This is a genomic window from Haliscomenobacter sp. (assembly GCF_033763495.1).
In the GTDB taxonomy this organism is placed as follows: Bacteria; Bacteroidota; Bacteroidia; order Chitinophagales; family Saprospiraceae; genus Haliscomenobacter.
The window spans coordinates 117737-135356 of sequence record NZ_JANRKL010000035.1 but is presented as its reverse complement, the minus strand read 5'-3'; the positions used below and the strand labels follow the sequence as shown (position 1 = coordinate 135356).

Sequence of the window (17620 nt, the reverse complement as noted above, 5' to 3'; positions counted from 1 at the left end):
GGTTTTTTGTTTTGTTCGGCTTAAAAGTAGGAATAATTTGGTCAGAAGTTTCCTGTACCCTTCTGCTTCGGGAGTGGAAATTTATTTCGTTTCCATTCACAAAGCTTTATTTCACCCAAAATTCTGTCAAACCAGCATGCCCTTTACCATCTCTGAGCAGTTTATCGCTGGGCGTGCTTGGGTCAGCAGTCCAATCTCCGTCCACGATGAACTTGTAGAGGTATTTGCCGGGTGGAAGCTCGAGGCGGCATTCCCAACCATCCGCAGTTTTAGCCAAAGGTGTGCCGAACATGTTCCAGTTGTTGAAATCGCTAACCAAACTAACTTGCTGGGCCTGCAAAAATCCTTTTACTTGAAAATGGGCATTGCCCACCAGGCTGGGGATCGGTGAGTTGAACTTTTTGCGTGGCAAAAGATCCGCCCGCTGTGCTACTTGATATGCCAGGTACGCCACCAATTCGGCGTTGGCCTGTTGGTCTTTGGCTGGGACGTATTCGTATAGGTCCAGATTGGTATGGTGCACTGCGCTCATGTAGTCGAGCGGGTCCTGAATGAACTGAAAGGCTGGAATGTTTTGAAAGTCGAACAACTCGTGATCGCTTTGATTGGCGTTTTGTAGGGTTAAGATGGTGTCGGGGGCAAAAGGGCGGAGCATCTCTGCAAAAATGGGTTTAAGCTCCGGGTTGGCCATCAGGTAAATGCCCCGGATTTTACCTGCTCCATTGTCCAGGTTGAAATAGGCCGAAATTTTGGATTGTTCTTTTTGTGCAGCTGCGGTGTTGAGGTCGCCCACTTTTTGTTCTACATAAGCCGCCGAACCCGCAAAAATCTGCTCTTCTCCACCCCATAAGGCCAGGCGGATGGTCCGTTTGGGCTTTTCCCCGCTGGCTTGCAGGAGGCGAAGCGCTTCTAACATGATCGCACAACCTGAAGCATTGTCGACTGCTCCGGTTCCAGCGTGCCAACTATCGAGGTGGGCGCCGATGATTACCAATTCATCTTTGAGAATAGGGTCGCTACCGGGTATTTCAGCGATGACATTGACGTTGTATTTGGGCTCCTGGTAAAATTGGGCCTTAAGTTCGACCTTTAATTTGGGCTTAATTCCCATTTTGATTAGCCGTAACAGCCTCCCAAAATGCTCATTGGCAATGACAAAGGAGGCAATGGGCTGAATGTCTCCTACCCGCATATAGGAAGGAATGGCCCGGTTGCCATCGGCGTGCAGAATCCCGTAAGGAAAGTCGCTGGGTTCGAGTAGTGCCAGTACTTTTTGGCTTTTGCAAAAATTCAAAAACTGTTCCCGGCGCTTGCGGATCAGGTTTTGCAATTGAAATACCTGAGGGGTGGAGCGCCGACTGTGGTAGCCGATGATCAGGTCGTTGGGATCGGGGTTTTGTTCGGCTTGTTGCAAAATACCAGGTGTTAAGCGTTGCGCAAATGGCTGGAAGATATTGCTCACAGGTTGGTAAAAGGAGCCAAGCAGCAGGATTTTGCCCTGTAGTTTGCCACTAAAGGCATAAACAGAATCAAGGCTCGGCAGGTAAATGACTTCGCCTTCTTTCACACCTTCCGTAGAAGCGGTATAAGCAAGCGGGTAGGCCGGGATATGGCTGTTTTGGGGCACAGTCATTTCCACTTGAAAATGCTGTACCGCCCAACCGCGATGCCCTCGATCGAAGGATTGTAAATCCACCTTGGCAATGCCCCAGGATTTGAGTTGTTGCTGGGCCCAGAGGGCCGCCTGGTAATAGTTCGGGGTGCCCATCAGGCGAGGGCCATGTACGTCGGATAACTGGCTCAAGGTGTGCATGACCTGGGAGTTGTGGGCGGATTCCTGGCGGATGGAGCTAAGGATGGTGGCGTCGGTTTGGGCGACTATTTGGTGGAGAACAAATAGGCAAAAGAAGAGGGTGATTTGGTGGTGTTGCATGTTTAGGTTCGTGATTATTGCATATTATACGCTTAAAGGCCCTATAATAATATGAATCCCGACAAAATTTGGAGCAATGCGCTGTTGGGACGCACGGCCGTGCGTCCCAACAATTACGGAGCCTTGGTCAGGGCTATGTGGCTCGTAGCCTTGCAGGGACTCGAACCCCGATCCTCAGATTCGTAATCTGATATCCTTCCATTGAACGACAAAGCTATTTGCGGTACCGACGGGACTCGAACCCGCAACTTGAGGATAGACAATCCCCTGCTCTACCATTGAACTACAGCACCCTATCGTATGTGATGTGTAAAATTGTAATTGAGCTGAAATTCTGCTCTGCGATGGTTCCCGCCAACCCACGGATTCACCCGTGGGAGGCCACACTACTGCTCAAGCCATGGCTTGAGCAGTGGGTTTATCCACGCTCTCGAACCTCAGCACCCTCCCGATCTCGGATCGGTTGCGCTGCCGGAGAAGCCTGGCGTCGGAGTACTGTGGTGAAAAATGATGAGCGTGTCATGTGTACAGGTTTTTGACCTTCTAATTGTTGAATTGTAGGTGTAAACCGAGGTGTGGGTGTATAAGTTCCCCGCAAGGGAATTTTTTTTGTAAATCTTTAAATACACTCCGCGCAAATTTTTTTTTATAAGAAAAAGATAGGGGTAGGTTTGTTTTTTCCCATCTAGTTTGATGAAAGGATTTAAAGAGAGTTGAGAAGTTGAGGGGATGAGGAGTTGTAGCTGTCGCAAGCGATTTTGAGAAGGTCTCTGTCTGAGTCGCTTGCGGTAGCCTCAACTTCTCAGCCTTCTCAACTCCTCAACCAAACCAACACCGACTGTTATTATGAAAACCATCGCCACTCTGGTCGTGCTGACCCTGAGTCTTGGGACTATTTTTGCCCAAAACGCAGGCACCGCCGCCAAAAAACAGTACACCCTAAGCGGGTACATCAAAGACGCTGCTTCGGCGGAAGAACTGCTCTACGTCAATGTATGGGTAGAGCCCCTCAAAAGTGGAGTAACCAGCAACACCTACGGTTTTTATTCCCTGACCCTGGCACCGGGTACTTATCGACTTACCTTTTCCTACCTCGGCTACCAAAGCATCAGCAAGGAGATCAATCTGGACCGCGATCTGGAATTGAACATCGAAATGTTATCCGATGCCCAGACCTTGCAAGAGGTCCAGATTTCGGATAAAAAAGCCGACGAAGCCGTGCGGGAAGTCGCCATGAGCCGCCTGGACGTACCCATCGCCCAGGTCAAAAAACTACCAGCCTTGCTGGGCGAACCCGACATCATCAAAACCATTCAAACCCTACCCGGCGTGACCAGTGCTGGCGAAGGAACCTCCAGCTTTTACGTGCGGGGTGGGGCAGCGGATCAAAACCTGGTGCTGATCGATGAGGCACCAGTGTACGATGTATCCCACTTGTTCGGCTTGTTTTCCGTGTTCAACGCCGATATTTTAAAAAGTGCCGAACTGTACAAAGGTGGAATTCCAACTAAGTATGGCGGACGTTTGTCCTCCCTGCTTGAAGTCAGCACCAAAGACGGCAATGCCCGGCAACTGGAAGCAGCAGGTAGTGTGAGCACCTTAGCGGCCAAAGCCAGTTTGGAGGGGCCAATTGTAAAAGACAAGGCCTCCTTTATCCTGGCTGCTCGCCGTTCTTACGTGGATTTGATCATGAAACAAATCCCGGATTTGAAGGGAACTGGCGTCCAGTTTTACGACCTGAACGGAAAACTCAACTGGAAAATCAACAACAACAACCGCTTCTTCTTGTCTGCTTACGCTGGGCGGGACATCTGGAAATTCAACGACGACTTTGAAATGGATTGGGGCAATAAAACCACCACTTTTCGTTGGAACCATTTGTTTAGCGAGCGTTTGTTTGCTAATACTACGCTGGTGTACAGCGATTTTGATTACACCCTGGAGCAGAATGACGCATTGGAAGGATTCCGCTGGGATGCCAACCAAAAGGAGTACTCTGTGAAGCAGGATTTTACCTGGTTCCCCAGTCCGAAGTTCACCTTGCAGTTTGGCTACCAGGGTACCTACCGCCAGTTTCAACCCGGCGATATCCAGCCCAATGGCGACAATACCATTTTTAAACCCACCAAATTGCAGCCTCGGCATGCCTTGGATCAGGCCTTGTACGTGGGAGCTGAACAAAAGCTTTCCGAGCGTTTATCCATGCAATATGGCCTTCGTTTCTCCCTTTTCCAACATTTGGGACCGGAAACCATCTACACTTACGCCAATGCTTCCGACAACGTAAATTACGCCATTACCGATTCAACCCATTACAAAAAAGGGCAGGTGATCGCTTCTTTTGCCAATCCTGAGCCCCGTTTTGCTGCCCGTTACCAGTTGAATGCCAGTAGTTCTTTGAAGTTTTCGTACAACCGCATGCTGCAGTATATCCACTTGTTGTCCAATTCCACGGTGCCGATTCCCTTCAACACCTGGTCGCCCAGTTCTCCTTATCTGAAACCGCAAAAAGCGGATCAGGTGGCGATTGGTTACTTCAAAAACCTGGATAAAAACACCTGGGAGTTTTCGGCGGAAGCCTACTACAAAGCTTCGGACAACATCACCGAATTTGCGGACAATGCCAACATCTTTTTCAACGAACACATCGCTACCGAATTCCGCCAGGGCAAGGCCACTTCCTACGGACTGGAATTGTTGTTGCGCCGCAACGTGGGCGACCTGCGGGGTTTTGCCAGTTATACCCTGAGCAAAACGGACGTAACAATCCCCACCGTAAACAATGGCCAGGCTTTTCCGGCCAATTACGACCGCCGTCACAGTTTCAATCTTTCTTTGACCTACGATTTGAGCCCTCGTTGGAGCATTGGTGGCAATTTCACTTATGCTACGGGCCGCCCGATCACCTTACCTACGGGTAAATACAGTTTTGGCAATTACGAGGCGAATTTGTATTCGGGCCGCAATGGTTACCGTTTGCCGGATTTCCATCGCCTGGACATCGCAGCGACCTTTGATCCTGCCAAAAATAAAGGTCGCCGTTGGCAAAACACCTGGGTTTTTGGCATCTACAACGTGTACAATCGGCAGAATCCTTTCACCATTTACACCCGCACCAAACAGGATGACGAAGGCAATGTCATTGGGGATGGTACGGAGAAAGAAGCGCGGCTCGTGTACTTGTTTTCGGTGTTGCCGTATGTGACCTGGAGTTTTAAATTTTAATTTTTTTTGAACCACCTAAGGCACCTAAGGGCATCTTAGAGAAGGATAGCCTGAAAGTGAAGCAATGAATCTTTGACTTAAAAGCAGAATCAATATGAAGAATATCCTATTTGCGCTTTTGGCGCTATTAAGCCTTTTGGCTTGTGAAAAAACCATCCAATTGGACCTCGAACAACTCGACGGCGTCCTGATTGTAGAGGGGAGTGTGAACAACCAGTACCAATCACAAGTAGTCAAATTGAGTAAAAGTCGGCCTTTTGGTTCGACGGGTAAAGCGCCGGTGGTCTCTGGCGCGATGGTACGGGTCAAAGATGACGCCAACCATGAATTTCGTTTTGTGGAAAAAGAACCTGGGTTGTATGTGTCGGAACAAGCCTTTGCCGGGGTGGCGGGGCGAACCTACACTTTGCTGATCGAAGCAGAGGGAAAAACATATAGTGCATCTGAGAAAATGAACCACATTGTGGACTACGATAGCTTGACCTATCGGCTCGACGAGCAGGAAATGAAAGATCCCAAAGATAGCGCCCGTTTTTATGAAGTATTGCTCTACGTCCGAGAACCGCAAGAAACGGAGGACTTCTACCTCTTTAATTTTTACCGCAATGGCAAACTGGAGAATGACGAAGGCCAAACCATCTATTTCAGTGAAGACAAATTGCTTAACGGCCGGGTGGATGGGTTGCCTTTTCCCATTTATTACGCTGCCCACGATGAGGCAAAAATTGAAATTTTGAACATCTCTCGCAATGCCTACAAATTTTACAGCGATCTGGCCGCCAACCTGGACAATGACGGCGGGATGTTTAGCGGTCAGCCGGCGAATGTGTACACCAATTTGAGTGGTGGAGCAAGAGGATATTTTTTGGTGGCGCCGGTGGCTACTGGAGTATTAAAGTTAAATGAATAAGTTTCATACATTTGGCCGGAGGGGAGATTTGAACCCCTCCGGTTTTTTATTTTATTTTCCGGTGTAGGGATAATACCGCACATAATCCACCTCCATCTGCGCCGGAAATGCCGCCTTGTCGATCCCTTTTTGTCCACCCCAGCCGCCGCCTACAGCAATGTTCAGGATCAGGTGATGAGGGTGGTCAAAGGGCCATTCTTTCCAAGTGGCATTGACAGGTTTGTCAAAACTGAAATACTCCTGATCGTCCACGAAAATTTTGATGTTGTTGGGGGTCCAGTCGCAACGGTAGGTGTGGTAGGCTTCTTCCAGTCCAGGAACAGCTTTTTTGGTTCCTTTTTGGGTGCCTTGCACATGGTTGAACGCTGCGCAATGAATGGTGCCATGGACGTGCTCCACGTCAAATCCCACGTGTTCCATAATGTCAATTTCGCCATTGTCGGGCCAGCCCTTGTTGCCATAAGGCGCATCGCTAAACAACAGCCAAATGGCAGGCCAGGTGCCTACCCCTTTGGGCAGTTTCGCCCGGGCTTCAAAACGCCCATAGGTGAAATCGCCTTTACCTTTGCTCACCAAGCGGGCTGAGGTGAACTCCCGGTGCTCCATTTTTTCGTTGTGGGCTTCAATGGTTAGATGCCCATTTTCTACCCTTACATTTGTAGGCCGATCGGTGTAGCATTGTACTTCATCGTTGTACCAATTGCACCCCAAATCGTAGCTCCAGTTTTTTTCTTCGGGTTTACCTGCTTTTTTGAACTCATCTTTCCAGGTCGCTTTTTTGGCGAAATTACTTTTTGGAGCTTGAGCAATAACAAGGCAAGGAGTTAACAAACAGAGTGTTGCAAACAAAGAATAAAATAAAAAGAAGGGACTGCGAAATGAGCTTTGCATTTGTATCGTTTTTTTATCCATTAGAAATCGTGACGAAATAACTAAATGAGTACAAGAAAGCCTATATTTGCAGCTAAATAAATATTGACATGTTAAGTCGTAGGAACGTCCGCATAAAAGTCATGCAGATGCTCTATTCCTTAGGGAGAGATAAGAGCCTGAAATTTGATGAAGCCCTATTGAGGTATCGCGATAAGGTGAACAAATCGTTCGAGCTTTATCTTTTCAATTTGTTGTATCTCATCAGAGTTGCCCAGTTTTCCATTCAAGATGCCGATTCCCGGCGAACCAAGCTCAGACCAAGCGAAGAAGATAAAAAATTTGAGGCCAAACTGGCCCACAACCCACTCATGGAGTCTCTGAGTAGAAATGAAGGATTGTATCGCTTGTTCAAGCAATACAAGACAGAAACTTTCCTCGACGAAGACCATATTCGCTCGTTTTACAATGAATTGGCCAAAAAAGAAGAATACAACCAATATGTTTACAACGAAGCAACAACCAACAAGGATCACGAAGAGATGCTTTTGTTGTTGTACCGCACCCTATGTGCCAATGAATTGTTTTTAGAATTAAATGACGATACTTTTGCCCAATGGGAAGATGATGAATCTTTAATCATTGGGTCCATTAAAAAAACCCTCAAGGCACTGCCTGCCGCTATGGATTTTTTTGAAGCCTACAAGCCCAATGCCGAAGCAACAGTGGATTTTGGAGAGTTGCTCATGCGCAAAGTGTATCACGAAGATGAACAATTGCTCAAAGTGATTGAACCTACCCTGCGCAACTGGGATGTAGAAAGGGTTGCAGTCATTGATATGATTTTGCTCAAAATGGCCTTGGTTGAGTTAATGACTTTTAAATCAATTCCTTCTAAAGTTACCCTTAACGAATTTGTTGAAATCGCTAAAAATTACAGTACGGATAAAAGTAAAGACTTCATCAACGGGATTTTGGACCGCCTGCTCAAACAATTGGGGGATGAAGGAAAAATTTCCAAGGAAGGTCGTGGTTTGATTGGTGACTAAAAGCAGTAGGTTTCGTCTACAATTGACTATAACAAATAACATTGGGAAAATAACTTCTTTCTGATGAGTTATGGTTATATTTGTTTACAAAACCTATTTGAAACCAATCTACTGCAACATGAGAACGCTTCTACTTACCTTGACGCTCGCATTTGCGCTGAGCTTACCACTTGTACAAGCACAACACGATTTGACGAAAGATTACATTGCCGTTCGTGCCTTGTTCCCCAACTACCAATACCAAATCGATAAAGACTGGAATTGGGATGATTTTACCTCCGGTTTTGAATTCGAGTATGGCCGCCATTTGACTGGCCCACTCAATCTGGCATTTCCATTGAAGATAGGACAGGTGAAATACCCCATCGACGCAACCGGACGTACCTTGAGCGAAGGCGGGCTTTTCAATTTGGACGCCTTACTACAATTGCGTCCCTTAAAACCCAATGTCTTTTTTAGCCCCAACCTATTTGCTGGTTTGGGTGCCAATTATGAAGATTTGCGCAAGGTGAATTTTGCTCTTCCAGTGGGAATTGGACTCGATTTTAAACTGGGTGGAGCGGTTTATTTCACTACCAAAGGGGAGTACCGCATTGGATTTGCTGATCTGCGTGACAACATTCAATTGGGCGCCGGCTTGAAATTTTATTTGGGCGGAGGAGAAGACAACACCGCTGGAAAAGACACAGACAAGGACGGTGTCGTTGATGCGGAAGATCAATGCCCAACGATTCCGGGTACTGCAAAAGCGATGGGTTGCCCCGATAACGATAACGATGGCATTGCCAATTCCAAAGATGCATGCCCGGAAGAAGCTGGACCTGCCTCCACCAACGGTTGCCCTGATACCGACAATGATGGTATCATCAATAGCAAAGACCAATGCCCTACTGAAGCTGGTACTGCCACCAACAATGGCTGCCCCGACTCCGACAACGACGGCATCATCAACAGCAAAGACCAGTGCCCTAATGAAGCTGGTCCAGCCACCAACAATGGTTGCCCAATTAAGGATGCTGATGGAGATGGTGTCCTTGATGCCAACGACGAATGTCCCAATCAAGCTGGTTCAGCCGCTACCAAAGGTTGCCCAGATCGGGACAGTGACGGCATTGCGGATAAAAACGACGCTTGTCCAGATGTGAAAGGCTCTTTGGCCAATCGTGGTTGCCCGGATACAGACGGTGATGGTGTGATTGATAGTGCGGACAAGTGCCCAAACCAGCCAGGTCCAGCAAGTAACAATGGCTGCCCGGAGATTACCCAAAAAGACAAAGAAACGTTGAGCTTTGCAGCGCGCAATGTACAGTTCGAAACAGGTAGCTCAGTACTGAAAGCCAGTTCCAATGCAATCCTGGATCAGGTAGTGGATATTTTGAAGCGCTATTCTGATTACAGTGTGCGCATTAGCGGTCACACCGATAGCTCAGGCAGTGATGATTTGAACCTCAAATTGTCTAAGGCCCGGGCAAAAGCGTGCAACGATTATTTGGTATCCAAAGGCATCAACGCCACCCGGATTACCCACGATGGTTTTGGCGAAACACGGCCAGTTGGCAACAATGCCACTCCACAAGGCCGGGCCCTAAACCGTAGAACAGAGTTTGAGTTGTATCAAAAATAGAATGGACTGAATAGTTGATGAAAAAGGTTCGTGGGTTGCCAATTAAGGAAATACCACGGACCTTTTTTTTAACCAACCTTCAACCACCCAGTAATGCTCATCCGAGGAGCTTGAGTCAACAAAACTTCGTGCTCTAAATCGCTACTTTTAAAAAAAACACATTGACCACTAAGTGGAGCGATGGTTTGTACCCGATCATGGTGATAAATGCACAATTCGCCGCCATCCTGAGGCACCCAGTGCTCATTGAGGTATAAAATCATGGAAAAAGCCCGGTTTTTGTCGCTGCGGAATTGATCGAGGTGGCGCTTATAAAAACTGCCTTTTTCATACAGGGCATAATGGAATTCATAGCCGGTAATACCCGTGTAACAACTTTGGTTCAGATATAGTACAAAGCGATCCAGCAGTTCAAAAAAGAGATTTTCTAGTGGATGCTGGTGTTAGGGATCCAACCAATAAATCTGGTCGCCCCGGGTGCTTTGGTCTTGATGATGTACATCCTGATTGCCGATTCCGGCAGCGTGGAATTGTTGGCTTGTATGTAGATCGATTAAATGTGCTTTCAATTGGGCAGCGAGCTGCTCCTCAAGAAAATTTTCACTTAAACCTACTTTGTCTGCGATAAAACTGTCGATGAGGCAATCAAACTGCGTTTGCAATGGCTTGAATTGAGCTCTGCATGGCGTAAAACCCTGGAGAGGGGTAAGGTAGGGCTTTAATGCATACAAACTGAAAATTCGGGTGCATTTCTAAAGCCACTGCAACTTTGTCCGTTTTAGTCTAAAAAACGTTACCCCTCCAACTCCATGGTAGCCTGTTCCCATTCCTCCATCGCCAATTCCAGTTCCTTTTTCTTGGCCTCATACGCCTGCATCAGCTTGGTCGCATCCGGCTTACTGAAAAAATCAGGATCGGACATTTGGGCCTGAAACTTGGTCAACTCTTCTTCCAGGCGTTCTACTTTTTTTTCGGCGTTGCTCACCGCCCGTTGCAGGCGTTTTCGTTCGTCGAAGCTCAATTCGCGGGCTGGGGTAGGAGTGGGGTGTACATTGGCCATTTGGGGTGCGGCAACTACTGTGGGAGGCGTATTTTTCGTGCTCATTTCCACTTGCCGCATGTTGTCCAATTGGCGTTTTTCGAGGAAGGCATTTACGTCACCGATGTGGTCGTAAAGATGACGGTCACGGAATTCGATGGTGCGATTGGTCAATCCTGCGAGGAATTCCCGGTCGTGTGACACTACGATCAGGGAACCATCGTATTCCATCAAGGCCGCTTTGAGTACGTCTTTGGAGATAATGTCCAAGTGGTTAGTAGGTTCGTCGAGTACCAGCAGGTTGAAAGGGTTGAGCAAGAGGCAAGCGAGAGCCAAACGTGCCCTTTCACCCCCGGAAAGCACCGATACTTTTTTCTCCGCATCTTCACCACTAAACATGAAGGCGCCCAAAATGTGGCGCACTCGGCTGCGCATTTCCGGTGGTGCAGCATTTTCCATGGTTTCCAGCAAGGTGTCGCTGGATTTCAGGGTCTCACTCTGGTTTTGGGCGTAGTAGCCAATTTTGACGTTGTGGCCAAGGTTGAGACTACCGCCGCTATACTGGATTTCATCCACGATGATTTTAGCCAGGGTGGTTTTGCCCTGGCCGTTTTGGCCGACAAAGGAAACTCGGTCGCCGCGGTCCATTTTGAAGTCTACTTTGTCCAGAATCAACAGTTCGCCGTAACGTTTTTCCAGTTGTTTTACTTCTACTACGATCTGTCCTGCGCGTGGTGCTGGTGGGAAGCGGATGTTCATGGCCGCGATGTCTTCATCATCGATTTCAATGCGGTCTATTTTGTCCAACTGCTTCTGCATGGACTGCGCCATCTTGGTTTTGGAGGCCTTGGCCATAAATCGGCTGATGGTGCGCTCCTTGTCGGCGATGACTTTTTGCTGGTTGTCGAAGGCCGCACGTTGTTTTTCACGGCGGTCGCGGCGCATTTCTACAAACTTGGTGTAGGCAGCTTTATAGTCAAACACATTGCCCAGCTCCACCTCTACAGTGCGGGTGGTCACATTGTCCAAAAATTCTTTATCGTGCGAAATCAGGATTACTGCGCCGGTGTAGTCTTTCAAAAAACTTTCCAGCCAAATGATGGATTCAATGTCCAAGTGGTTGGTAGGTTCGTCGAGCAAGAGAAAATCGGGGCGGCGCAAGAGCATCTTGGCCAATTCCACACGCATTTGCCAACCACCACTGAATTCGTCAGTGAGGCGGTTGAGGTCGCTTTGTTTAAAACCCAGCCCTTTGAGTACCCGCTCTGCTTCGCCTTGCACCGACTCGCCACCAAGATAATGGAAGCGGTCGTTGACGTGGGCAAATTCCTCTAAAAGTTCCATGTACGCGTCCGTCTCGTAATCCGTACGGGTCTCCATTTCCTTGTGCAACTCGGCGATTCGGATTTCAAGGTCTTTGGCTTCCGCAAAAGCGGTCATGGCTTCTTCTAGTACGGTACGGCCCTTGGGGATGTCCATTTCCTGATGCAAAAAGCCCAGGGAGGCACCATTGGGTCGGCTAACCTTACCCTCATGAGGACTCATCTCACCAGCGATTATCTTCAACAGGGTTGATTTCCCCGCACCATTTCTACCGACCAAACCCACCTTGTCTTTTTCGCCAATAGTGAGATTAATGCGATTGAGCAAAATCCGGTCGCCGTACTGTACGTAAACGTTGGTTATGTTGAGCATAAAAGATGAATCTTGATTTCGGGGTGCAAAAGTACGTAAAAAAAGGGTTGAGAAGGTTGAGAGTGGGTGAGAAAGTTTAGCACGGTTTTTCCTAAATTTTTTTAACTAGCTTTATCCAGGGTAAATCCAAAAGTAGAACCCAGATTTGGGGTCGACCTTACATTGATGGTTTGGGAGTGCGCCTCAATGATGTGTTTGACGATGGAAAGCCCCAGGCCAGACCCACCCTGGGTCCGCGAGCGGCTTTTGTCCACCCGGTAAAAACGGTCAAAGACATGGGCAAGGTGCTCTTTGGGGATGCCAATGCCATTGTCAGCCACCTCAATCAATACTCTTTTGTCCATGTCATAAAAGGCGATTTTGATGCGCCCATTGGGGATACCGTATTTGATAGAATTATGGATGAGGTTGATGAGTACCTGGCGGATTTTTTCCCGATCGGCTTTGACCCGGTAGCTTTGGCTGGCTCCTTCCTTGAACTCAAGGGAAATATTGCGTTCAGCAGCTTTGATTTCAAGGTCTTCAAATACCTCCCTACCCAACTCTTTAATGTCAAAACTAGTCAACTCAAGTAGCATATTGCCCGTTTCCAATTTAGATATGGTCTCCAAATCCTGGATGATGGTTTGGAGTCGGTCTACGTTTTTGGATGCTTTTTTCAAAAAAGACAAACTGAACACCGGGTCCTCAACTCCATTGTCAATGACGGATTCCAGGTAGCCCTGGATGTTAAAAATTGGCGTTTTGAGCTCATGGGAGATGTCACCCAAATAAGCCCTTCGGTATTCGCCCCAAGAGCGCAGCTGGTCAATTTCCTTTTGTTGGTTTGCTGCCCAGTCGGCCACTTGTTGACTTACTTCTTCGAATATTTTCGCATCAGCATTGATGGATTTGCTTTTTTCGGCCGGATTGATCTTTTCCTGGTGGATGGTTTTGTAAATGAGCTTGATTTTGCGGTAAATGTAGTTTTGCAAAAAATACAAAACTACCCGGTAGGTCAATACAAAAAACAAAAGTACCCAGGTCAGGTATTCCAGCCAGGGATATGCATCCCAACGCAAAAAACGAACCATCAAAAATATGGCAATGCCTACTGCGGTTATGAGTGCGGCAGAAGCAATGGCGATTTGCCGGGGCGTTGGGTTTTTAAGCATTAAAATTCAAATTTATACCCGATCCCTTTGATGGTTTTGATGTAATCTTCACCAATTTTTTCCCGCAACTTACGTATGTGTACATCGATGGTTCGGTTACCTACAATAACATCGGTACCCCAAACCTTGTTGAATATTTCTTCCCGGGAAAATACCTTGCCGGGCTTGGAAACCAGTAAAAACAATAATTCGAACTCTTTTTTTGCCAATTCAATCAATTCATCACCACGTTGTACACTTACCCGATCCCGGTCAATAGCCAGGTCGCCTACTTTAACCACATCCAAACCTTCTTCCTGGGGGAGACGATCAGAACGGCGCAATAAGGCTTTGATCCGACTGATGAACACCCGAGGACGAATAGGTTTGGTGATGTAATCGTCGCCACCAACATCCAGTGCCGCAATTTGGGAATAGTCTTCCTCACGGGCAGTTAAAAAGGCAATGGCGGTACGGTCAAAATCAGGTTTGCTCCGTAGAATTCTGCAGACTTCAACCCCGTCCATTTTAGGCATCATGATGTCCAAAATGATCAGGTTAGGCTGTTCACGTTCGGCCACAGCAATGGCTTCTTCACCGTCAGAGGCCGTTACGACCTGATAGCCTTCCTTTTCAAGGTTGTACTGGAGGATCTCCAGGATGTCTGGCTCATCATCAACGATGAGAATTTTTATATTATCCATGCACAAAGATTGGTTCGGCAATCTTAAAAAGATGTGCAAAGCTATAATTAATCCAAGATGACCTAGATGCTATGTAGTTTAAATAATTGTTAACCATTTAGATTGTCGACAATGAATTGGTAAATTTTGTCCAATCTTTCAGGATTCTGACGCAAGACATCCATGGTTTTGGTCAACTCTTCCTCCGATGTTTCGTACAACTGGTAAATTTCTTGGTAGTATATTTTTTTGAGGCTGTCCTTTTGAATTCCATAAACATCTTGCAAGGCAGCCTCCGCATAATGCACATCGGTGAGGATTTGGATTAATTTTTTTTCAGGAATAGGAAGTTTTTTCTGCGTTCTATTACAGGCAAAAAAGGAAAAAAACATTAGAAAAAAAATAATACGTAATTTCATTAAAGCAAAGATTGTTTAGGGTAATAAAAAGCAGTCAATCGACCGCTGTTTTCGCCAAATTCCTTCCAGGAGTTAATCCTGGCGTCTACTTTGAAGACCCCACAAGTAGGAATATTGTCGATGTAATCTTCCGTAAAAAGATTGGCGATGAAGGTAAAAGTGGGGTTGTGCCCAAAAATGGCTATAACCTTGTATTCATCCGACAACCCATTGATGACGCTGATCACATCTTCTGACATAGCTTCGTACAAACGGGGTTCCAGTACAATTTCATCAAGAGGTAAACCTAAGGCTGCTGCAAAAAAGGTTGCCGTTGTAAAAGCTCTTTTTGCAGGGCTGCTCACAATGAGCTCAATATTTGCATTGAGTTGTTTAAGCTTTAAACCCATTTGTGGTGCATCACGCAGGCCACGTGCATTGAGTGGGCGATCCCTATCACTAAGTGATGGATTGTCCCAACTTGACTTGGCATGACGAACAAAAAAAACGGTTTTCATAGAGCAGTAGCATTAAATTGTACAGTTAAGTTAACATTGTAGCACAGTGTTAACATTGTACACTTGTCATATTTCGAAATCAAGACCTCGATAGACCAGATCCTTGTACTTCATTTTTTGTAATTCTTCATAACGGGCCTTATCAAAACTGTATAGTTTGGCCGGACGATGTGAGACACCCTCTTGAATGCCCACCTCCTTTAGCACATCCATTTTTTGGATTCGGGTGCGGAAATTACGTTTGTTCAAAGGTTCGTTTTTTGGCAAACCCAAAATGGTCTCGTATAAATTTTGGAGCTGGGTCAGGGTGAATTTTTCGGGCAACAACTCAAAACCTATGGGCTGGTAACGTACCTTGGCCCGCAGGCGGTTCAAGGCCGTTTCCAAAATCAACTCATGGTCAAAGGCTAGTTGGGGAAGTTGGGTAATCGGAAACCATTCTGCAGATTGTGCATCAGTAGAGGGGTTTACCGGGTGTTCGGTAAGATTGACCAAGGCATAGTAAGCTACACTGATTACCCGCCCCCGGGGATCTCGACCCGGAGCCCCAAAAGTGAACAATTGCTCAATAAATACGTCTCGAACGCCTGTTTCCTCCTCAAGTTCCCGCAAGGCTGCAAACTCCAGGTCCTCCTGCAAATCAACAAAACCTCCTGGTAAGGCCCAATGCCCTTGAAAAGGATCATGTCCTCGTTGAATGAGGAGTACCTTAAGCACTTGAGATTCATCAAGGCCAAAAATGATACAGTCTACTGTAACGGATGGCCGAGGATATTCATAGCAATATTTCATCGTGCAAATTCCAGGTTCATAAGAACCCGCCATAATAAATGGTGAGCGGATCCTTAACTAAAATAAGAATGCAATTTAGCTCTTTAGGGCGATAAAAAAATAAGTGTTTCATTTTGCCCAAGGGTTTAACCAATAAACGATTCAATTTGAGTTTTTTACCTTGCCCTTGGGCTTAGAGAAAATGAACAATTATTTTTTTTGAGCCGCTACTTTTGTGCGAATCTTTGCTTCATATCGAACAAATAACGGTCCAAGCCATGGATAAAGTCTTTTTGGGTTCCCTTGAATAAAACTTGTTGTTGTAAGGATCTTTCTCGTACTTGGTGGATATCGGGCACGGTGTACACCAGTTTTCCAGACCTAAAAATGGGCACAAGTAGATCTTGGGAAGGTGCAGGGAAGGGTAGGGGGGCTACCTTGCCCGTTTGAATTTCAATGACCTCTACTTGAGGTTCAGTTTGGGTGGCATCATAGAGTACATCTACCAAAGGTTTACCGGATGGGTCAAAATAACGCCGCACCTGGTGAATACCTGGGTTAGACATCTTGTACAAATCTTCTGATTTTTTGATGCGGTATTCCCATTCTCCGTTTTTTCCCTGGGTTGCGGCTAGTTTATAGACACCACCCAATGCAGCCTGGGTTCCTCCTGTGATGAGCTCAGTTCCTACTCCCCAGATGTTGATTGCCGCGCCCTTGTCTTTAAGGCTGCTGATTGAGTTTTCGTCCAGACAATCACTGGCTAGAATGAGGGTTTCAGGAAAACCTGCATCGTCCAACATTTTGCGGGCTTTAATACTCAAAGCGCAAAGGTCGCCACTATCCAAGCGAATCCCGAGCAGGGTGTATCCTATGCTACGCAATTCTTTGCCAACCTCGATGGCGTTTTTAATCCCCTCGATGGTGTCATAGGTATCGACCAGGAAAATACAATTGTTGGGCATGGCATTAGCAAAACTGCGGTAAGCTTCTCTTTCATTGCCGTAACTCATCACCCAGCTGTGGGCATGGGTACCACGAACGGGAATGCGATAGTATTTGCCAGCCAGTAAATTACTGGTAGCATTGCACCCGCCGATGTAAGCTGCTCTGGAGGCGGTAAGTGCACCGTCCAGTCCCTGAGCGCGGCGCAATCCAAACTCCAGAATTTGATCGCCTTGAGCTGATTGCACAACACGGGCCGCTTTGGTAGCAATCAAAGTGGAAAAATTGATCAGGTTGAGTAAGGCTGACTCTACGATTTGGGCTTGCAGCAGCGGCCCCTCAATTCGTACCAATGGTTGGTTGGGAAACACTGCCGTGCCTTCGGGAATAGCGTCCACGTGGCATTTGAATTCAAGCCTTTGGAGATAATTTAAAAAGCTGATTTCGAACAGGGGCTGCCCATCTGAACCTTTCAATGAGCCAAGGTAGTGGATATCCTCCACTGTAAACCGGAACTGTTGAAGGTAATCGATGGCAAGGCCCAAACCCGTGGAAATGGCGTACTGATTGGAAAAAGGGTTGCGCCGGTAATACAACTGGAAAACAGCAGGTTGGTCCTGAACTCCGTTTTTCCAAAAACCATAAGCCATCGTCAGGTGATAAAGGTCCGCAACCAGGGCAAATCGCTCACGGTATACTGCGGATAAATGGGATGAATTTGTCACTTAGTTTGATTTTAAAACTAAGGTATGGCGCTTTATTGAATTTTGCAAAAAAAATGTCCTATGTTAACAAAAAAAAATTGGAGGGCACAACTTTTTGGCAGG

Annotated in this window: 15 protein-coding genes and 2 tRNA genes; 4 read left to right on the top strand and 13 right to left on the bottom strand. The window is 46.8% G+C overall.

Annotated features, from left to right (window positions below; all coding sequences use genetic code 11):
* Window positions 1-106 precede the first annotated feature (106 nt).
* From SFV55_RS03950 to SFV55_RS03940, 3 genes are all read right to left on the bottom strand, one after another.
* Window positions 107-1933: a M20/M25/M40 family metallo-hydrolase gene (locus SFV55_RS03950; protein WP_320028160.1), complete on the bottom strand. Its 1827-nt coding sequence runs from the start codon at window positions 1931-1933 to the stop codon at window positions 107-109.
* 145 nt (window positions 1934-2078) lie between these two features.
* Window positions 2079-2149, bottom strand: a tRNA-Arg gene (locus SFV55_RS03945).
* A 5-nt stretch (window positions 2150-2154) separates the two neighbouring features.
* Window positions 2155-2226: transfer RNA gene (locus SFV55_RS03940), tRNA-Asp, on the bottom strand.
* Between the two features lie 553 nt (window positions 2227-2779).
* Between SFV55_RS03940 and SFV55_RS03935 the strand changes: the two genes are divergently transcribed.
* Together SFV55_RS03935 and SFV55_RS03930 are read left to right on the top strand one after the other, a co-directional pair.
* Window positions 2780-5158, top strand: a complete 2379-nt coding sequence (locus SFV55_RS03935; protein ID WP_320028159.1) for a TonB-dependent receptor — start codon at window positions 2780-2782, stop codon at window positions 5156-5158.
* A 94-nt stretch (window positions 5159-5252) separates the two neighbouring features.
* Complete coding sequence (locus SFV55_RS03930; RefSeq protein WP_320028158.1) at window positions 5253-6068, top strand: DUF4249 domain-containing protein; 816 nt, start codon at window positions 5253-5255, stop codon at window positions 6066-6068.
* Window positions 6069-6119: 51 nt separating this feature from the next.
* Here SFV55_RS03930 and SFV55_RS03925 read toward each other — a convergent pair whose 3' ends face one another.
* On the bottom strand, window positions 6120-6959 hold the full coding sequence (locus tag SFV55_RS03925; RefSeq protein WP_320028157.1) for a glycoside hydrolase family 16 protein: 840 nt from the start codon (window positions 6957-6959) through the stop codon (window positions 6120-6122).
* A gap of 128 nt (window positions 6960-7087) precedes the next feature.
* Here SFV55_RS03925 and nusB point away from each other — a divergent pair, with 128 nt between their 5' ends.
* Together nusB and SFV55_RS03915 are read left to right on the top strand one after the other, a co-directional pair.
* Window positions 7088-7987 carry a transcription antitermination factor NusB gene (nusB, locus tag SFV55_RS03920; RefSeq protein WP_320028156.1) on the top strand — a complete coding sequence of 300 codons (900 nt, stop codon included), beginning with the start codon at window positions 7088-7090 and terminating at the stop codon, window positions 7985-7987.
* A gap of 118 nt (window positions 7988-8105) precedes the next feature.
* Window positions 8106-9611 carry an OmpA family protein gene (locus SFV55_RS03915; protein ID WP_320028155.1) on the top strand — a complete coding sequence of 502 codons (1506 nt, stop codon included), beginning with the start codon at window positions 8106-8108 and terminating at the stop codon, window positions 9609-9611.
* Between the two features lie 68 nt (window positions 9612-9679).
* On the opposite strand, the gene SFV55_RS03910 is transcribed toward SFV55_RS03915, so the two are convergent.
* The 9 genes from SFV55_RS03910 to SFV55_RS03870 all read right to left on the bottom strand — a co-directional run bounded on the left by SFV55_RS03910 (window position 9680) and on the right by SFV55_RS03870 (window position 17518).
* Window positions 9680-9946: a 2OG-Fe(II) oxygenase gene (locus tag SFV55_RS03910; RefSeq protein ID WP_320028250.1), complete on the bottom strand. Its 267-nt coding sequence runs from the start codon at window positions 9944-9946 to the stop codon at window positions 9680-9682.
* 108 nt (window positions 9947-10054) lie between these two features.
* Window positions 10055-10273 (bottom strand): hypothetical protein, encoded by a 219-nt coding sequence (locus tag SFV55_RS03905; protein WP_320028154.1) that lies wholly within the window; start codon window positions 10271-10273, stop codon window positions 10055-10057.
* A 131-nt stretch (window positions 10274-10404) separates the two neighbouring features.
* A complete protein-coding gene (locus SFV55_RS03900; RefSeq protein ID WP_320028153.1) occupies window positions 10405-12345 on the bottom strand; it encodes an ABC-F family ATP-binding cassette domain-containing protein in 1941 nt (646 codons plus the stop codon).
* 101 nt (window positions 12346-12446) lie between these two features.
* Window positions 12447-13499, bottom strand: a complete 1053-nt coding sequence (locus SFV55_RS03895; RefSeq protein WP_320028152.1) for a sensor histidine kinase — start codon at window positions 13497-13499, stop codon at window positions 12447-12449.
* Window positions 13499-14182 carry a response regulator transcription factor gene (locus SFV55_RS03890; protein WP_320028151.1) on the bottom strand — a complete coding sequence of 228 codons (684 nt, stop codon included), beginning with the start codon at window positions 14180-14182 and terminating at the stop codon, window positions 13499-13501. The genes SFV55_RS03895 and SFV55_RS03890 overlap by 1 nt, the downstream gene beginning before the upstream one ends.
* A gap of 89 nt (window positions 14183-14271) precedes the next feature.
* Window positions 14272-14580, bottom strand: coding sequence for a DUF4296 domain-containing protein (locus SFV55_RS03885; RefSeq protein ID WP_320028150.1), 309 nt, complete (start codon window positions 14578-14580; stop codon window positions 14272-14274).
* Window positions 14580-15077 carry a SixA phosphatase family protein gene (locus tag SFV55_RS03880; protein ID WP_320028149.1) on the bottom strand — a complete coding sequence of 166 codons (498 nt, stop codon included), beginning with the start codon at window positions 15075-15077 and terminating at the stop codon, window positions 14580-14582. Before SFV55_RS03880 ends, SFV55_RS03885 begins: the two co-directional genes overlap by 1 nt.
* A 66-nt stretch (window positions 15078-15143) precedes the next feature.
* Window positions 15144-15869, bottom strand: coding sequence for an NUDIX hydrolase (locus tag SFV55_RS03875; RefSeq protein WP_320028148.1), 726 nt, complete (start codon window positions 15867-15869; stop codon window positions 15144-15146).
* A gap of 206 nt (window positions 15870-16075) precedes the next feature.
* Complete coding sequence (locus SFV55_RS03870; RefSeq protein ID WP_320028147.1) at window positions 16076-17518, bottom strand: nicotinate phosphoribosyltransferase; 1443 nt, start codon at window positions 17516-17518, stop codon at window positions 16076-16078.
* Window positions 17519-17620: the final 102 nt, after the last annotated feature.